Here is a 16,555-nt window from a genome sequence, read left to right as displayed (position 1 = left end):
TGGTCCGGACTGGTGCACCATGTCCATTGCAGCGCGGCCAATGGCGTCGATGTGACGGTGACGCGCGTATTGATGCACGGCAAGGAAGACAGCGTGTTCGGAGACAGCTGCTACTCCGGCGCGGACAAACACCGACAGCGGAGGGACGGCCAAGCAGCATTCTTCATCGCCGCCCGGCCCTCGACGATGCAAGCCATCGGCAACACACGCGAGCGTACTCGGGAACAGCGTTGGGAACACGTCAAGGCCAGCGTGCGCGCAAAGGTGGAGCATCCGTTCCGGGTGATCAAGCGCCAGTTTGGCGACACCAAGGTCCGCTATCGCGGTCTGGCCAAGAACACGGCACAAGTGCTGACCTTGTTTGCGCTGTCAAACCTGTGGATGAAGCGAAAGCAATTACTGCCTGCGATGGGGAGCGTGCGCCTGTAACCCGGGAAATTCCCGAGGAAAGCGCCAGAAATGGCGAGAAATCCGAAGCTCCAAACGCGACTCTCCGGAACGATGCCAACTTCCGCCCTGTCAGGTCTCGTTGTTCAGACCTTCCCTAACGCCGGTGGGGTCGGTCCAGAGCAGTGGTTCGGTGGCGTAGTCGTTGCCGACCAGACGTAGCGTGGTCGGGTTATAGAAATCGCCTGTCAGATCGATACGGCAGGCGCTACCGGTGACATAGGCGGTGGAGCTGCTACGCGCCACGATGGAGCTGATCAGGGTGGATTGCGCGTGCCCGCCATGCGATACACCACGGTCGAATAGGCGTCGACACCGGTTTGGTTGAGCGCGCCCACGGCCGTGATTGCACCGGGTGCGCCCAACACCATCGAGGAGAACTGCACGGTATAGACGCCCAGGTCGAGCAATGCACCGCCCCCTCCCAGTGCTGCATTGCGTTGCCGATGCAATGGATCGCGAGGACCCGATTGACTCAAAATTGCGGCGCAAGGCATCGACGAATGCGGATGCGATCTTGCCGGGGCCCAGCACGCCCCAGCGCAAGGCCGGTTCGCCCTGGCCTGGCAAGAACACGTCCGGCGTCGGGAATGTCGTCCGCAGCAGGATGGTGTGCTCCGCATCGGTGATGTTGCGATGCTAGCAAAGTGCTGATGGTGGTAACAACAATGCACCCAGGGTGCGTTCAATCGGCATCGTGACCCGTTGGAAGCAGCAAACAACGTTGCCGACTGCAGCGACGATCCCGGAGCGTGCAACACCGGGATCGTCACTACACGGCTGGTCTTGCCTACCGCGGCGCAGCGGCAGCAGTGTCTGGCGTGATGCGCCAGATAATGTTGGCTAAATCATCGGCAACGATCAATGCACCGCGCGGGTCGACCGTGACACCCACCGGCCGGCCGCGGGTCTTGCCATCTTCACCATGGAAGCCGGAAACGAAGTCGATCGGGTCGCCCGCCGGGCGACCGTCGCGGAACGGCACGAACAAGACCTTGTAGCCAACCGGCGGGTCGCGGTTCCAGCTACCGTGCTCGCCGACGAAGACGCCATCGGCGAACTTGGCGCCCATTGCGCTGGAGGAAAATGCAACGCCCAGTGCAGCGACATGCGAGCCCAGGGCATAGTCCGGCACGATCGCCGATGCCACCTTCTGCGGATCTTGCGGCATGACGCGCACGTCCACATTCTTGCCCCAATAGCTGTACGGCCAACCGTAGAAACCGCCTTCGCGTACCGAGGTGAGGTAGTCCGGCACCAGATTAGGGCCGATTTCGTCGCGCTCGTTGACCACTGCCCACAACGCACCACTACCCGGCTGAATGGCCAGCGCCGTGGGATTGCGGATACCGGTCGCGTACGGCTTGTGCGCGCCGGTTGCCGCATCCACCTGCCAGATCTGCGCGCGGTCGAGCTCGACGGCCATGCCACGTTCGGTGATGTTGCTGTTGGAGCCGATGGCCACATACAGGTAGCGGCCATCGGCGCTGGCGGTGAGCGCCTTGGTCCAATGGTGATTGATGGCCGACGGCAGGTCGGTCACCTTGGTAGGCGCCCCACTCGCCTGGGTCTGACCCTCACGATAGTCGAAGCGCACCAACGCATCCTGGTTCGCTATGTACAGCGCGTTACCGATCAGCGCGAGCCCGTAGGGCGCGTTGAGTTTGTCGGCAAACACGGTCTTCAATTCGTAGACGCCATCGCCATTGGCATCACGCAGCAAGGTCAAACGATTGCCGCTCTTGGCCTTGGAGGTGCCTTTGGCCTTGATCGGGCCGGCAATCACATCCTTTGGCTTGAGGCTGGGCGCACAGCCACCACGGCCTTCTGCCACCAGAATGTCGCCATTGGGCAACACCAGCGTCTGGCGCGGAATGCCAAGATCCTTGGCGATTGCGGTGATGCGATAGCCTGCCGGCACCGTGGGCTTGCGCTCGCCCCAGCTCGTCGGATCGGCGATGGTCATGTCGGGCAGCAAGCCCCGATCGGGCGTGGGTAGCTCTGGTGTTGCACCGCGCTGATTGAGGTCGGGCGCTTTGCCGCACGCGCCCAGCGCTGCAGCGAGAATAGACACCGTGATGATGCTGGTGGTCTGACGTTTCATCGTGCACCTCCTACGCGCAGACCGGACAATCCCGCCCAGGTTGCCACCAACGCAAACAATATCGCGATTGCCGACAACGCCAAGGCAGCCGGCATGATCGCCCACGCGTCGCGGGCGTGATGCAGACAGTCGAAGAAGCCCACGATCCAGGCGGCAATCAGCGCAATGATGTAGATCAGGTTACGGCTTCCGCGCACCAGCGCGACGATGGCGCACACCAGTGCAATGGTGGTCAACACCATCGCGCCCACGAGCAGCCAGGATGCAAAATTGGCCCACTGGATCTGATAGCTGCTCCAGTAGGCGTAGTCGCTCAGCAGCGCGCCGAGGAACAGCGGCCACACACCACCGAGCACGGCTGCGTGAAACGGGTGGATGGCCCAGGGGCGGACCAGGACGGTTGTTGAATTCATAGCGGACTCATTGGGGCAATGGCGAAACGTGCCCCGATGCTGACAGCTTGCATGTGATGAGCAGCGTGATATTTGCGCGATTCATGCCCTCGCAGATAACGGTAGCTGGCGCTGCCTTGTGCCTATCGAACGAACGCAGGGACCACATCTATTGTCGCGTTCGATCCCTGGGCCTGCCTGTAGGCAGGACAGCGGCTGCATGCAGGGGTTCACCGCGTGCGCCCCCAAGGGCCCTCGCCCGGACAACTCGCGATGCCCCGCCACGTGCAGCGCAGACCTTCGTTCACGGCTCCCGCTCATCCGCTCCGCCGACCGTTCGATGCCTGTCTCGACCGCAGGTCATGCATCGCTGGGCGCTGCGCGCCCATGCTCCCAAGCTGAGCTCCATCCACTGAAGGAGCAGGTGTATGAAGACAATTGCGATGATGCTGCTGGCCACCGCGCTGACCATGGGCGGCACGACCCGCGCGACGGAGACCACACCGCCGGCATCGACCACGGCGGAATTGGCGCGCGAGGCCGCCGGGTTCTTCAAGGACAGCCAGCCGGGCGGCGTGGTGCTGGTGACACGCGGCGATCTGGTGCTGCTGCGCCAGGCCTATGGCATGGCCGATATCGAAAATGGCGTGGCCTTGCAACCGGACGCGGCAATGCGGCTGGCCTCGGTCAGCAAGCAGTTCACCGCCATGGCGGTCCTGGAACTGTTGCAGGCAGGCAAGCTGCAACTGGATGCCTGCCTGGAGTCGCTGGACCCGGCGCCGAGCGGCCCGCTGGCCAACGTCACCGTGCAGCAGCTGCTCACGCATACCTCCGGCATCAAGAATGTCAGCAGCATCGCCGCCTCACGCGCGGCGCGGCGGGAGGACACCGATGCGCGGAGCCTGATGAACTACTTCAAGGACCTGCCGTTGGAGTTTGCCGCGGGCACGCGCTTTCGTTACAGCAACTCCAACTACATCGTGCTGACCTATCTGATCGAACGCATCACCGCTCAGCCCTACCCCGTCTACATGCAGCAGTCGGTCTTCCAGCCGTTGGGCATGCTGCATACCCGCTACGATAATCACCTCACCGTGATCGCCAAACGAGCGCATGGCTATCGCCGCGCCCAAGGCCAATTGCAGAACGCGGACTTCATCAGCATGTCGCAGCCGCAAGGCGCCGATGGTCTGATTAGCACGATGGACGACCTGGCGATCTGGCACCGCGCATTGCGCAACGGCTTGCCGGCGTCGGCATCGCTGCTGGCACAGGCGATGCGCAAGACCACGTTGGCCGATGGCAGCGCCTCGCCCTACGGCTTCGGCTGGATCATCGGTCAGGTAAATGGCATGGCCGACGTGGAGCATGGCGGCTTCATCAACGGCTTCAACAGCTACGTGGTGCACGTGACCCAGCCGGACGTCTTCGTGACCGTGCTGACCAATGCCGAGTTCCTGGACCCGGCCAACCTGAGCGTGCGCCTGGCCGCCATCGCTGCCGAGCATGCCTATGCGGCGACGGTCGCACTGCGCACCCGGGACCGCGCATGGCTGGGCCGTTATCGCTTTGCTGCAGATGATGTCCGCGTACTTGCAGAAGTGGACGGTGCGCTGCAACTGCAGCGCGAGGGTGAAGACCCGGTTGCAGTACTACCGCATGCCGACGGCCGTTACTACCTGGGCAAGAGCCTGGATGCGTTGAGCTTCAAGAACGACGGTGATGGCAAGGCAGTCATGACACTGCACGATCGCTTGATGGGTGACAGCAGCGGCACCCGCGAACCGATCAAGGGCAACTGACCAACGACTGGGCAACTGCCCTCCCGCGGAACCGGTGCCCGGAGTGGACACATGCCGCACGCATGCTTTGTGGCTCCCGTGTGCCATCCACACTCAGAAGATGATGCGCGGTACCCGACTCAGGCGCTCCAGCACATCGAACGCGTTGCCGCCGGGAAGGTCGATATCCAGAAAGACCACCTCTGGCGTCGCCGATTCGATCAACTGCACCGCAGTGTCCACATCATCAGCTCAAGTTCGAAGCGGGCCAGCTCCGAATCTTCCACGATCACCGCTTCAATCACGCACCCTCTCCAATCCAGACAGGTGCCACCACACAGCTGCCTTCTTCAGTTAATTCCAGACCCGCGCGTGAGCCGAACGAGAGTTGCAGGCGTTGTCGCAGATTCGCCAGGCCCGTGCCGCCGTTGCCGCCGGCTTGCAATCGTCCGCTGTTACGCACATGGATATGCAGCGCATCATCGTGCACGGTAATGCCTACCTGCAGGTCACCGACGCTGCTGCTGAGCGCCAGGCCGTGCTTGATCGCGTTTTCCACCAGCAGCTGCACACAGAATCGTGGCACCCGCAGCAGCAATGCCGCGGCGTCCACTTGTTCGGCGTAGCGCAGGCGCTTGCCGAGCTGCATGCCGACCAAGTCCAGGTAGTCGCGCACGACCGCCATTTCTTCTTCTACGCTCACCCGCCGGTGAACTGGTAGCGCAGCGTGCTGGCAAAGCGGGTGATCTGTTCGCGTACCAGCTCTGGATTGATGAGAATAAGCGCTCGAATATTGTTGAGCGTGTTGAAGGTGAAATGCGGGCTGATATGGCCGAGCAGACGTTGCAACTACGCCTGATTGAGCGCCAGCCGCAGATCGTTCTGATGGCGGGTCGCTTCGGCTAGCCGCGTCTGTCTGCTGATCGACAGGTACAGCAGGTTCCAGGCGATGTAGGCCGGCCATAGCAAGGCCGTGCCCGAGATCATCGGCTGCGCCTCAGACAGCGCCATCAACCCCGGCGAGAATCCGCGCAAACCCAGCAGCACGCCGTGGACCGACACATCCACGCACAGCGCCGCCAGCAGGCTGGCAACCAGCAACAGGCCCAGCCAACGCACTTCGCCATAGCCATCGGCTTGCAGTGTTCGATAGAGCCGGCGCAGCAGCAGGCTGCCCAGCAACCCGCCCACGCCAAAGCCGGCCACTGCGGCCAACTGCCGCCCATCGGGCACCGCGTCCTCGCTAGGCCGAGCCACGTAGGCAATCGCCAGGAACAGCGACCAGCCCAAGGTCTGCATCAGCCAGAAGATGCGCCCTACTCCGCGCATACTGGGTCCTCCTTCCTTGCCTCTGTCACGCAGCCTCATCTCCGTCCGGCATGCCAGCGACGCGTTGCCACTGCTGCCTAGGCAGAGAATAGGGCCGAGCGAAGACGATTGCACGATGTGGATGACCGCTAACGCGGCTCACCTAAGTGCATCGCTGGTCAAACCTGTCACCGAGGACGTCGCCTTCTGCTGGCGTCTCGCGCTAATCCTGTGCGTGGCTGGACGGGTCGAGCGTGGGCGCGCCTGCTTCCTCAGCAATTGGCCGATGTATTGCTCGGCCAGTTTGTTTGCTGCCGATGTCCAGCGCAGCCTGCAGCGAACCAAAGGTGGGCGAGCCCGACAACGGCACGGGCTGCCCGCCCACCTGCAAGGTATCCAGTACCACGCGCTGGCGCTCGAGCTGACGGGCCACCACGGCATAGGCAATGCCATGCAGCGTGCCTTCCATCGTCAATCGAGCATAGCGACGATCGGTCAGCGTGGCAGCAGCACACCTTGAACCGTTTACACGACCGCTACCCGCGCTGCAGCGCGGAGCGCCAAATCTGCCGCCGGCACAGGCGGCACTGCACGGCGATCGGCCTTGCGTGGTGCAGAACCGCGATGGGCGACGCAGAACTCGGCCGCAGGCGTGCAGCCGAACGGCGACCACCGGACGCAGCTGCGCAGTGGCAGGCGATGCGCTCCCTGCCCCTCACAGTAAGCGTCATCGCTCGCGTTTGATCCAGCCTGCCGTCGGGTAATGCACCTGCGCGTGTCGGAATTTAAATCCACATGCAGGAAAAAAACACGCGCCATTCAGCTGCATCTCCGATCGAAAGATCAACGACCCAAGGCCGCTCGCTTTATTCGAAATTCCCGCCCGATTTTTAAGCAAAGCACCGAACTGGTGGATTTGGCCTGCCTGAGGTGCCGGATTACGCACAATGCGCGCTCACGCCTGACTTTTCTAGTATATTCCCGGGAATATACTCAATAAAACGACAAGAGGAAATGAGCAAATTAGTATAATTTTCCGAGCATCAATCTTGCCGCGAGGGCCCGGCGCTAGAGTCCGTTAGATGCGCTAACTTGCGTTCGAATTCGCTACCGAATGTAATACTTTCACTGACAACGATGATGTGATTCCCTGCTTCACGAAGACCGACGTCACATTTAGGATTGCCGCCCTTCGAGATTTGTGACGATTTATTGTTGAGTACGCTCCGACAATACTCTGCAGCGTAACCCGCTAATGCACTCCTAATTCGCTTTGGCTATGGATTAAATCGGCACATCCTATTTGGACTACTTTTCACTGAATAGCAACTGTCCATTCAGATTTCAGAGATCTCGGATAGCGCCGTTAAACAATCTCGCAAGCACTGGGTAATGCCGAACGCATTTTCAGATGCTCCACGGGCGCACTCCGTCGAAACGAAAGGCGCGGCGGCCCAGAAATAAATAACGCGTGAAATTAATGCCTTCGCTGGCGATCGCCGGCGCGGGGACCTTCTGCGCCACATTTGAATCACCAGCAGTAGCGGCGCACTCAAAAACTGGAATCGACAAACCAATGAATCGCTCGCTACTGGCAACCACCATCGCCTCCTGCCTCGTCCTGACCGCCTGTGGCGGCGGTGGCGGTGGCGGCAACGTTCGTAGCGATCCGCCGCAGACCACGGTGATCGCACCGACTCCGACGACCCCGCCGCCGGCAGCAGACCCGCTGCCAAAGACCACGCCCGCCCCGACGCCGACTCCGCCCCGCTATCAGGGCGTGGGCAGCAATCTGCTGGTGGCGACCAATGCGGATCTGGCGCAGCAGGCAGGCGCGCGCGGCCAGGGCGTGAAGCTGGCGGTGCTGGACGACAACCTGGTGCCGAGCTACGCGCCGATCAGCGGCAAGGTCGACAGCTTCAACGATTACACCGCCAGCCCGGGCACGCCCGAATCGTCGGCCAATGCCCTGCGCGGTCATGGCACGATCGTGTCTGCGCTGGTGCTGGGCTCCGCGCAGGACGGCTTCGCCGGTGGTGTCGCGCCGGATGCAGACCTGTTCTACGCGCGCATCTGCGCCGAAAATTCCTGCGGCACACAGCAGACTCGTCGCGCGGCGGTGGACCTGGCCGCGGCTGGCGTGCGGATCGCCAACCTGTCCATCGGTGCCTCCTACCCCGATGCCACCGCCAGTGCCAACGCTGCGCTGGCCTGGAAGTACGCACTGACCCCATTGGTGCAGGCCGATGCGCTGATCGTGGCCTCCACTGGCAACGAAGGCGCGGCAGAAGCCTCCTACCCGGCCGCAACGCCGGTGCAGGAAGCCAGCGTGCGTAATAACTGGCTGGCCGTAGGCGCGATCAATATCGATAGCGCCGGCAATGCCGCCGGCTTGACCAGCTATTCCAATCACTGCGGCGCCGCTGCGCAGTGGTGCCTGGTCGCGCCGGGCAGCTACACCGCCCCCGCGCTGGCCGGCACCGAATTGGGGGGCCAGATTGCCGGCACCTCGTTCTCCACCGCCGCAGTCAGCGGTGTGGCCGCGCAGGTGTTGGGCGTGTATCCCTGGATGAGCGCCTCCAACCTGCAGCAAACCCTGCTGACCACCGCCACCGACCTGGGCGACCCCGGCGTGGACGCGCTGTACGGCTGGGGCCTGGTCAATGCGGCCAAGGCAATCAAGGGCCCGGGCCAGTTCGCAAGCAACTGGGCGGCCTATGTGCCCGCTGGCTACGACAGCACCTTCAGCAACGACATCTCCGGTGCGGGCAGCCTGACCAAAAACGGCGCAGGCAAGCTCACCCTGAGCGGCACCAATACCTACACCGGCGGCACCACGATTCTGGATGGCGTGCTATCGCTCACCGGCAGCCTGCGTTCGGATCTTCTGGTGGCCAACTCGGCCACCTTCGAAGCGCGTGGCGGTGTCATCAACGGCAACTACAGCCTGGTCAACTCGACCGGCACCACGGCCGTCGAACTGGGCAAGGGCCTCACCGTCACCGGCCTGGCCAGTTTGAAGGGCAATCTGCTGTTGCTGCCCGAAGCGGCCGGCTACACCGTCGGCAGTACCGAGAAGATCGTCAAGGCAGGCGTCCTGCAAGGCACGTTCGACCGCGTGCAGTACGCCAACAATTTCTTCTGGACCGCGGCCCTGTCTTACGACCCGACCACCGTCACCGCAGCTCTGACCCGTAATGCCTCCGCGGCCAGCGCACAGGCGGCCGGTGCGCCGCAGTCGGTGGTCAACGGTGCGAACCAGGCCGACGCGCTGGTCAAGGTGCTGGATACGCGGGTCGCCTCGGGCGAGACCGACAACCTGGGTGGCCTGATCAGCGCCACCGGTTCGCTGATTGCAGCATCCGATGCGCAGGTCGCCGCATCGCTGCCGACCCTGACCGGCCAGGTGCACGGTATCGAGCGCACGCTGGGTTTCCAGTCCGCGCTCAACGAGGCACGTGTGGCTGCCGACCGCCTGCCCTACCTGGCCGATACCACCACGCTGACCACCTGGATGCAGGGCAGCTACCTGGACGGCGACCTGCGCCGTAGCGGTTTCGATTCGGCCGATTACACCCAGCAGGCCACAACCTTCGGCGTGGATCTGCCGATGGGCAGCGCCGGCACCATCGTGGGTGCGGCCGTGACCTCCGGCCAGGACCGTGCGCACATCGCGGCATCTTCGAGCCGTCTGCGCTCGGACCGGTATGCGATGACCGCGTACCTGTACCAGCCGATCGGCCAGGCGTACCTGTCGGCGATCGGTTCGTACGGCATGAGCAACGTCGAGACCGAACGCACTGTGCAGGCCGGTAGCATCGGCGAGCGCTTGCAGGACCGTCGCCACGACACCAACTGGTCGGCGCGCGCGGAAATCGGCTTGATGCCGCATGCCGGGTTGTCGCCGTTCGTGGCCGCCGGTGTGGTGAGCCAGACCCAGGATGCCTTCAGCGAAGCGTCGATGACCGGTCTAGGGCTGAGCGCAAATAGCGACACCCTGCGCGCAGGGTATGGCGAGGTGGGCGTGCGCGGTCATCTGGCGCACGGCAGGTGGGGCTTCGATGGTCTGGTGGCGTATCGCTCGCTGCTGGGCAACCCGAATACCGACTTCTCGGCCTGGTTCACCGGCTTGCCGGAAGCCCGTTTCAACGTCGCCGGCGAGCCGGTGTCCAAGCAGTCGCTGCGCGCTTCGGTTGGCCTGCGTTACCAGCTCAACGATGCGTTTTCCATCTACGGCAACGTGGGTGCCGAGCGCGCTCGTTCAGACACCAACAGCATCAATGCCAACGTCGGCCTGCGCTGGCAGTTCTGATCGCAGCCGGCGCAGCGGTGCTGCAGGCGATGCACGTGAGGATGCCACGCATACCGTGGCGTGACAGATAAACAGAAAGGCCCCGGCATGTCCGGGGCCTTTTCGTTGTTGGCCGCATGCGACTACCGAATGGCCAAGCGCCTGGCTGACGCGGCGTCTTGCGTACCGGCCACGCACAGACGATACGAAGGTATATCGATGCGATGTGCATGGACTGCCGAAAACGCCCGAAAACCCCTGGTTTCGCGCGCTGACGGCTGGCACCATGCACGCCATCGACGCGGCTGCAGCACGCGTTGTCACTGCGCCGGCCCCGATGGCGGGCGCACAGCCCCACGCCCGTGGCAATGCGCCATGGTTGCCAGGCGATGCCGATGTACGCCGCTGCCGGCAGCGAACGTGGATCCATCGCCGCTGCATCCGCGGCCTGCGTTTCACGCATCGCCGACCGCGGGTGCAGCGCCTTCCCTCTCCCCGTTCGAGTCATCGCATGTCGTCCCTCTTCCTGCGTTCTACGCTCGCAGCTGCCTGTGTGTGCAGCTTGCTGGCTAGCTGCGGAGCCACGCCGCCACCGGCTGCTCCCTCGCCGCTGCTGATCCACACCAACTCGCAGGTGAGCGTGCCGGCGCACTCGCCCTTGCGTGCCAGCCTGCGCGTGCAGGCGGTGCGTCGCCAAGCCATCGCCCCGCTGCTGCAGATGCCGGCCGTGATCGAGGTGTTGCCCGAGCGCCTGGTGCGGGTCGTGCCGCCGTTGTCCGGGCGCGTGGTCGCACTGCCCAAGACCCTGGGCGATACCGTGCGTGCGGGCGATGTGCTGTGCGTGCTCGATTCCGCCGAACTTGCCAGTGCCTACAGCGATACCGGCAAGGCGCGCGCCACACTGGAACAGGCGCGTCTGGAACTTGCCCGGCAGAAGACGCTGGCAGCAGACAGCATTTCAGCTGCACGCGATCTGCAGGCGGCGCAACAGGCCTTCGACAGCGCACAGAACGACGCGCGAGCGGCCAGCGATCGCCTGGCCCAGCTGGGTGTGGCTGCGCAGGCGACGTCGCATCGGCGCTATGTCGTGCGTGCGCCAATTGCCGGCCGCGTGGCGGACCTGAGCGCTGCTCTGGGCGGCTTCTGGAACGACACGTCAGCGTCGCTGATGACAGTGGCCGATATTTCGCAGGTGTGGCTCACCGCCAGCGTGCCGGAACGCGAGATTGGCCAGGTCTTCGAAGGGCAGCCGGTGACTGCCAGCCTGGATGCCTATCCCGGCCAACGCTTCGTCGGCCATGTGCAACACGTTGATGATTTGCTCGACCCCGCCACTCGCACGTTGAAAGTCAGGGTGGCATTGAATAACCACGATAGCCTGCTCAAGCCGGGCATGTTTGCGCGCGCCCAGTTCCAATCGCGGCCCCAACAGGCGTTGCTGGTCCCCGATAGCGCGCTCTTGCAGATGGGACTGTACACGCGGGTCTTTGTCGAAACCGCGCCGTTCGTTTATCGCTCGCGCATCGTGGCCACCGGCCGTGCGATGGATGGGTATACCGAGATCCTGTCCGGGCTGAAGGCAGGCGAGCGTGTGGTGATCAAGGACGGAGCCTTGCTCAATGATTGAGTCGATCATCACCACCTGCTTTCAGCGTCGCGGCATCGTCTGGCTGGTTTTCGTACTCATTGCGTTATACGGCACATGGAGCTGGACGCAGCTGCCGGTGGAGGCTTACCCGGACATCGCCGATGTCACCTCGCAAGTAGTCACGCAGGTCCCGGGCCTGGGTGCGGAAGAAGTGGAACAGCAAATCACCGTGCCGCTGGAACGCGCGTTGATGGGCACGCCAGGATTGCATGTGCTGCGCTCGCGCAGCCTGTTCGCCCTGTCGCTGATCACGCTGGTATTCGACGATGGGACCGAAGGCTACTTCGCGCGGCAGCGTGTGCTGGAACGCATCCAGGCGGTGACCCTGCCCTATGGCGCAATTCCCGGGCTGGACCCGTATACCTCGCCCACCGGCGAGATCTATCGCTATACGCTGGAATCGAAGACACGCAGCCTGCGCGAGCTGTCCGACCTGCAATTCTGGACGGTGATTCCACGCCTGCAAAAGGTGCCAGGCGTGGCCGATGTGACCAACTTCGGCGGCCTCACCACACAGTTTTCGTTGGCGCTGGAGCCGGACCGCTTGACCCGGTACGGGGTGTCGTTGCAGCAGGTCAAGAGCGCCATCACCAGCAACAATGCCGATGGCGGCGGCAGCGTGATGGATCGTGGCGAACAAAGCTACGTGATCCGCGGCATCGGCCTGCTGCATTCGTTGCAGGACATCGGCAACGTGGTGGTGAGCAGCAGCAATGGCGTGCCGATCCTGGTCAAGGATCTGGGCGAGGTGCGCTACGACAATGTCGAACGACGCGGTATCCTGGGCAAGGACGGCAACCCGGACACGATCGAAGGCATCGCGTTGCTGCTCAAGGACAGCAACCCTTCGGTAGCGCTGCAAGGCATTCATGGTGCCGTGGAGGAACTCAACAACAGCGTGTTGCCCAAGGACGTCAAGGTGGTGCCCTATCTGGACCGCACCGCGTTGATCGACGCCACGCTGCACACGGTGAGCGCCACGCTGACCGAAGGCATGCTGCTGGTGTGCGTGGTGCTGTTGATCTTCCTGGCTAGCCCGCGTGCGGCGGCGATCGTGTCGTTGACCATCCCGCTGTCGTTGTTGATCGCTTTCATCTTCATGCACCACCTCAAGATCCCGGCCAATTTGCTGTCGCTGGGTGCAATCGACTTCGGCATCCTGGTCGATGGCGCGGTGGTGCTGGTGGAAAACGTCTTGCGCCTGCGCGAAGAAGACAGCCAGCGTGCACTGACGGCGCGCGATGCGATCGACGCCACCCTGCACGTGGCGCGGCCGATCTTCTTCGGCATGGCCGTGATCGGCTGTGCGTACCTGCCGCTGCTGGCGTTCGAGCGCATCGAGTACAAGCTGTTTTCGCCGATGGCCTGCGCGGTGGGCGCGGCCTTGATCGGTGCGCTGCTGGTGGCGCTGACACTGATTCCTAGCCTTGCGTGGCTGGCGTTCCGCAAGCCGCGCAAGATGATGCACAACCGAGTACTGGAAGCACTTGGGCAGCGCTACCGGGCCTTGCTGGAGCGCAGCGTTGGCCAACGCGGTTGGTTGCTGGCGTGTGCGGCACTGGCCTTGTGCGTGCTAGCAGGTTTAGGGGGCAGCATCGGCCGCGACTTCTTGCCATATATCGATGAAGGATCGCTGTGGCTGCAGGTGCAGATGCCGCCAGGCATTACCCTGGACAAGGCCGCCACCATGGCCAATGCCTTGCGCAAGGCCACGCTGGAATTTCCCGAGGTGTCGTACGTGGTGACCCAGACCGGGCGCAACGACGATGGCACCGACTACTGGACGCCCTCGCATATCGAAGCGAGCGTGGGCCTGCGTCCCTACAAACAATGGCCGGCCGGCATGGACAAGCAGGCGTTGATCGCTGCGCTGGGCGCGCGTTATGCGCAGATGCCCGGTTACACGGTGAGCATGATGCAGCCGATGATCGACGGCGTGCAGGACAAGCTCTCCGGCGCGCACAGCGATCTGACCGTGAAGGTGTTCGGCGACGATCTGCAGCAGGTGCGCGGCGTTGCCGACCAGGTGGCCGCAGCCTTGCACAAGGTGCCGGGAGCTGCGGACATCGCCGTGGATGTAGAGCCGCCCTTGCCTAACCTGCAGGTACGTTTCGACCGCGAGGCGGCGGCACGCTATGGCATCAACGCGGCCGATGTGTCGGATCTGATTTCCACCGGCATCGGCGGCAGCCCGATCGGGCAGATGTATCTCGGCGAGAAGAGTTACGACCTCACCGTGCGCTTTCCGCAACGGTATCGCAACGATCCGCAGGCCATCGGTGCGTTGCGTCTGCGTACCGCTGCAGGTGCCGAGATACCGCTCTCGGCGGTGGCCAGCATCACGACCACCAGCGGCCAGAGCGTGATCGTGCGCGAGATGGGGCGGCGCAACATCATCGTGCGGCTCAACGTGCGCGGGCGCGATCTGTCCAGTTTTCTGAGCGATGCGCAGGCCACGCTCGCGCGGCAAGTGCGCCTCGACCCGCAACACATGCAGCTGGTGTGGGGTGGCCAGTTCGAGAACCTGCAACGTGCCCAGGCGCGCCTGCTGGTGGTGTTGCCCACCACCTTGTGCATCATGTTCGTGTTGCTGTTCGGCGCGTTCGGCAACCTGCGCCAACCGACCCTGGTGCTTGCCGCAGTGCCGCTGGCCATGATCGGCGGGTTGGCTGCATTGCACCTGCGCGGGATGACGCTCAGTGTCTCCAGCGCGGTAGGCTTCATCGCCCTGTTCGGGGTCGCGGTCTTGAACGCGGTGCTGATGCTCGCGCAGATCAACCGGCTGCGCCACGACGTGGGCATGTCCTTGCGCGAGGCGGTGGTGGCTGGCGCGGTGAGCCGCATGCGTCCGGTGCTGATGACCGCGACCGTGGCAGCGCTTGGCCTGGCACCGGCAATGCTCGCCACCGGCCTGGGCAGCGATGTGCAGCGCCCGTTGGCCACGGTGGTGGTTGGCGGGTTGATCACCGCCACGATACTCACCTTGGTGTTGTTGCCATCGCTGTACTACCTGATGGAAGCCTTCGTCGCAACGCGTCAGGGCCGCCAGGAGACGACCGCATGACACACGTTCGCAACGCGTTGCTCGTCAGTGCAGTGGCGGTGTCGCTCGCCGCCTGCGCAGTGGGGCCGGACTTTCAGCGTCCCTCTCCGCCTGCTGCCGATCGCTATACCGCCAATGCGTTACCGGCAACGACCGTAGCCGCCGACGCAGCACATGGTGGTGCGCAACACTTCGAGCCTGGCCAGGACGTGCCGGCCGCCTGGTGGCGCGCGTTCGGCTCGCCGCAACTGAATGCTGTGGTAGAGCGGGCATTGCGTGCCAATCCGGACCTGCAGGCCGCCGACGCAGCGCTCCGGCAGGCGCAGCAAACCCTGGCCGCACAACGCGGCGCCTGGCTACCGCAAGCGGATCTGCATGTGGATGCCAGCCGGCAACGCGACTCGGTGGTGCCGGCGCCGGATGCCGGCATCGACACACCGTATGCGCTACGCACCGCCCAACTCAGCGTGAGCTATACGCTGGACATGTTCGGCGGCACGCGGCGGCAGGTGGAAGCGGCGGGTGCACAAGCGCAGGCGCAGCGCGACCAGCGCGATGCGGCGTACCTGAGCCTTACCGCCAATGTGGTGAACGCGGCCATTGACGAAGCGGCCGTGCGCGCGCAACTGGATGCCGCGCATGCGCAGGTCAAAATCGCCGAGCAGCTCTGCGCGCTTACCGAACGCCAGCAGGCGCTTGGCGCCATCGGTGCAGCGCAGGTGCTGGCCCAACGCACTGCGCTGGCACAGGCGCAGGCCGCGGTGCCGGCGCTGGAAAAACAGCTGGACCAACAACGGACCCTGCTCGCGATGCTGGGCGGGCAATTGCCCAGCGACGCTGCCGGTGAAGCATTGACGCTGGACACCTTGCAGCTTCCGGCGCAGCTGCCGTTATCGTTGCCCTCGCGTTTGGTCGATCGCCGCCCGGACATCCGCGCCGCCGAAGCGCAAGCGCATGCTGCCAGCGCGCAAATCGGCGTGGCGGCGGCTGCGCGCTTGCCATCGATTACCTTAAGTGCGGCCAGCGGTGGCTCTGCATCCAGTGTCGGGCGCATGTTCGCGGCAGGCAATACGCAATGGTCGGTGGCCGGCAGCTTGCTGCAACCGCTGTTCCATGGCGGCGCGCTTGCGCATCAGCAACGGGCGGCCGAAGCTGGCTACATGCAGGCCATGGCGCAATACCGCAGTGTGGTCTTGAACGCGTTTGGCGAGGTTTCCAATGCGCTCAGCGCGCTGCAGAGCGATGCGCAGAGCCTGCGCGCCTGTGCCGATGCGCAGACTCTGGCCGAGCGCACGCTGGCGCTGGTACAACGTCAACAGGCGGTCGGGGCGGTGGGCATGGCAGATCTGCTGCAGGCGCAGCAGGCCTACCAAAGCACGCAGGCCGCCACGGTCCAGGCACAAGCCGCGCGCTACACCGACACCGTAGCGCTGTATCAGGCCCTGGGTGGCGGACCGTGGTGGTCGCCAGCGGCCCAGACGCCCAATCCCGCGACTCCATGAATCAAGCGCCGCATCCAGCGCCGGTTGTGTAACGGCGGC

15 protein-coding genes and 1 pseudogene are annotated in these 16,555 nt (G+C 63.9%); 6 read left to right on the top strand and 10 right to left on the bottom strand.

Translation table 11 applies throughout. From position 1 onward, the window contains the following. The coding region (locus XAXN_RS01595) for a transposase (RefSeq protein ID WP_134984816.1) at positions 1–429 on the top strand (429 nt) is incomplete at its 5' end. A gap of 90 nt (positions 430–519) precedes the next feature. Here the strand turns inward: XAXN_RS01595 and XAXN_RS23570 are convergent. The 4 genes from XAXN_RS23570 to XAXN_RS01580 all read right to left on the bottom strand — a co-directional run bounded on the left by XAXN_RS23570 (position 520) and on the right by XAXN_RS01580 (position 2,964). Further along, on the bottom strand, positions 520–693 hold the full coding sequence (locus XAXN_RS23570) for a hypothetical protein (RefSeq protein ID WP_425511800.1): 174 nt from the start codon (positions 691–693) through the stop codon (positions 520–522). 11 nt (positions 694–704) lie between these two features. Then, on the bottom strand, positions 705–944 hold the full coding sequence (locus XAXN_RS23565; protein WP_425511876.1) for a Gfo/Idh/MocA family protein: 240 nt from the start codon (positions 942–944) through the stop codon (positions 705–707). A gap of 293 nt (positions 945–1,237) precedes the next feature. Then, on the bottom strand, positions 1,238–2,551 hold the full coding sequence (locus XAXN_RS01585) for a PQQ-dependent sugar dehydrogenase (RefSeq protein WP_054318244.1): 1,314 nt from the start codon (positions 2,549–2,551) through the stop codon (positions 1,238–1,240). Next, entirely contained in the window at positions 2,548–2,964 is a 417-nt protein-coding gene (locus XAXN_RS01580; RefSeq protein ID WP_054318243.1) for a hypothetical protein, read from the bottom strand. The genes XAXN_RS01585 and XAXN_RS01580 overlap by 4 nt, the downstream gene beginning before the upstream one ends. Before the next feature lie 407 nt (positions 2,965–3,371). On the opposite strand from XAXN_RS01580, the gene XAXN_RS01575 reads away from it, so the two are divergent. Continuing rightward, positions 3,372–4,745 carry a serine hydrolase domain-containing protein gene (locus tag XAXN_RS01575; protein WP_054318242.1) on the top strand — a complete coding sequence of 458 codons (1,374 nt, stop codon included), beginning with the start codon at positions 3,372–3,374 and terminating at the stop codon, positions 4,743–4,745. A 93-nt stretch (positions 4,746–4,838) separates the two neighbouring features. Here the strand turns inward: XAXN_RS01575 and XAXN_RS23380 are convergent, their stop codons facing one another. The 6 genes and pseudogenes from XAXN_RS23380 to XAXN_RS20240 form a co-directional block, all read right to left on the bottom strand. Beyond that, positions 4,839–4,967, bottom strand: coding sequence for a hypothetical protein (locus XAXN_RS23380; protein ID WP_277422451.1), 129 nt, complete (start codon positions 4,965–4,967; stop codon positions 4,839–4,841). Between the two features lie 58 nt (positions 4,968–5,025). Then, positions 5,026–5,427 (bottom strand): sensor histidine kinase, encoded by a 402-nt coding sequence (locus XAXN_RS22875; RefSeq protein ID WP_241148112.1) that lies wholly within the window; start codon positions 5,425–5,427, stop codon positions 5,026–5,028. Then, complete coding sequence (locus XAXN_RS22870; RefSeq protein ID WP_241148113.1) at positions 5,424–5,573, bottom strand: histidine kinase; 150 nt, start codon at positions 5,571–5,573, stop codon at positions 5,424–5,426. Before XAXN_RS22870 ends, XAXN_RS22875 begins: the two co-directional genes overlap by 4 nt. Next, a complete protein-coding gene (locus XAXN_RS22865; RefSeq protein WP_241148114.1) occupies positions 5,574–6,053 on the bottom strand; it encodes a hypothetical protein in 480 nt (159 codons plus the stop codon). 202 nt (positions 6,054–6,255) lie between these two features. After that, positions 6,256–6,501 (bottom strand): annotated as a pseudogene (locus tag XAXN_RS01565) (hypothetical protein). A gap of 938 nt (positions 6,502–7,439) precedes the next feature. Next, positions 7,440–7,637 (bottom strand): hypothetical protein, encoded by a 198-nt coding sequence (locus XAXN_RS20240; protein ID WP_134980135.1) that lies wholly within the window; start codon positions 7,635–7,637, stop codon positions 7,440–7,442. Here XAXN_RS20240 and XAXN_RS01560 point away from each other — a divergent pair. The 4 genes from XAXN_RS01560 to XAXN_RS01545 all read left to right on the top strand — a co-directional run bounded on the left by XAXN_RS01560 (position 7,609) and on the right by XAXN_RS01545 (position 16,516). Then, a complete protein-coding gene (locus tag XAXN_RS01560; RefSeq protein WP_054318241.1) occupies positions 7,609–10,344 on the top strand; it encodes a S8 family peptidase in 2,736 nt (911 codons plus the stop codon). The two genes, XAXN_RS20240 and XAXN_RS01560, sit on opposite strands and share 29 nt — an antisense overlap. A 490-nt stretch (positions 10,345–10,834) precedes the next feature. Next, complete coding sequence (locus XAXN_RS01555) at positions 10,835–11,950, top strand: efflux RND transporter periplasmic adaptor subunit (protein ID WP_054318245.1); 1,116 nt, start codon at positions 10,835–10,837, stop codon at positions 11,948–11,950. Continuing rightward, positions 11,943–15,035, top strand: a complete 3,093-nt coding sequence (locus XAXN_RS01550; protein WP_054318240.1) for an efflux RND transporter permease subunit — start codon at positions 11,943–11,945, stop codon at positions 15,033–15,035. Before XAXN_RS01555 ends, XAXN_RS01550 begins: the two co-directional genes overlap by 8 nt. Further along, positions 15,032–16,516, top strand: coding sequence for an efflux transporter outer membrane subunit (locus tag XAXN_RS01545; protein WP_054318239.1), 1,485 nt, complete (start codon positions 15,032–15,034; stop codon positions 16,514–16,516). Before XAXN_RS01550 ends, XAXN_RS01545 begins: the two co-directional genes overlap by 4 nt. Positions 16,517–16,555: the final 39 nt, after the last annotated feature.

The organism is Xanthomonas axonopodis, from assembly GCF_001304695.1.
Lineage (GTDB): Bacteria > Pseudomonadota > Gammaproteobacteria > Xanthomonadales > Xanthomonadaceae > Xanthomonas > Xanthomonas axonopodis.
The sequence above is the reverse complement of the archived record's forward strand: the minus strand, read 5'-3'. Positions and strand labels throughout refer to the sequence as shown.

Coding starts and splice junctions, on each gene's coding strand:
- XAXN_RS23565 (WP_425511876.1), bottom strand. CDS start 944: ATGCCTTGCGCCGCAATTTTGAGTCAATCGGGTCCTCGCGATCCATTG.
- XAXN_RS01585 (WP_054318244.1), bottom strand. CDS start 2,551: ATGAAACGTCAGACCACCAGCATCATCACGGTGTCTATTCTCGCTGCA.
- XAXN_RS01580 (WP_054318243.1), bottom strand. CDS start 2,964: ATGAATTCAACAACCGTCCTGGTCCGCCCCTGGGCCATCCACCCGTTT.
- XAXN_RS01575 (WP_054318242.1), top strand. CDS start 3,372: ATGAAGACAATTGCGATGATGCTGCTGGCCACCGCGCTGACCATGGGC.
- XAXN_RS22865 (WP_241148114.1), bottom strand. CDS start 6,053: ATGCGCGGAGTAGGGCGCATCTTCTGGCTGATGCAGACCTTGGGCTGG.
- XAXN_RS01560 (WP_054318241.1), top strand. CDS start 7,609: ATGAATCGCTCGCTACTGGCAACCACCATCGCCTCCTGCCTCGTCCTG.
- XAXN_RS20240 (WP_134980135.1), bottom strand. CDS start 7,637: ATGGTGGTTGCCAGTAGCGAGCGATTCATTGGTTTGTCGATTCCAGTT.
- XAXN_RS01555 (WP_054318245.1), top strand. CDS start 10,835: ATGTCGTCCCTCTTCCTGCGTTCTACGCTCGCAGCTGCCTGTGTGTGC.
- XAXN_RS01550 (WP_054318240.1), top strand. CDS start 11,943: ATGATTGAGTCGATCATCACCACCTGCTTTCAGCGTCGCGGCATCGTC.
- XAXN_RS01545 (WP_054318239.1), top strand. CDS start 15,032: ATGACACACGTTCGCAACGCGTTGCTCGTCAGTGCAGTGGCGGTGTCG.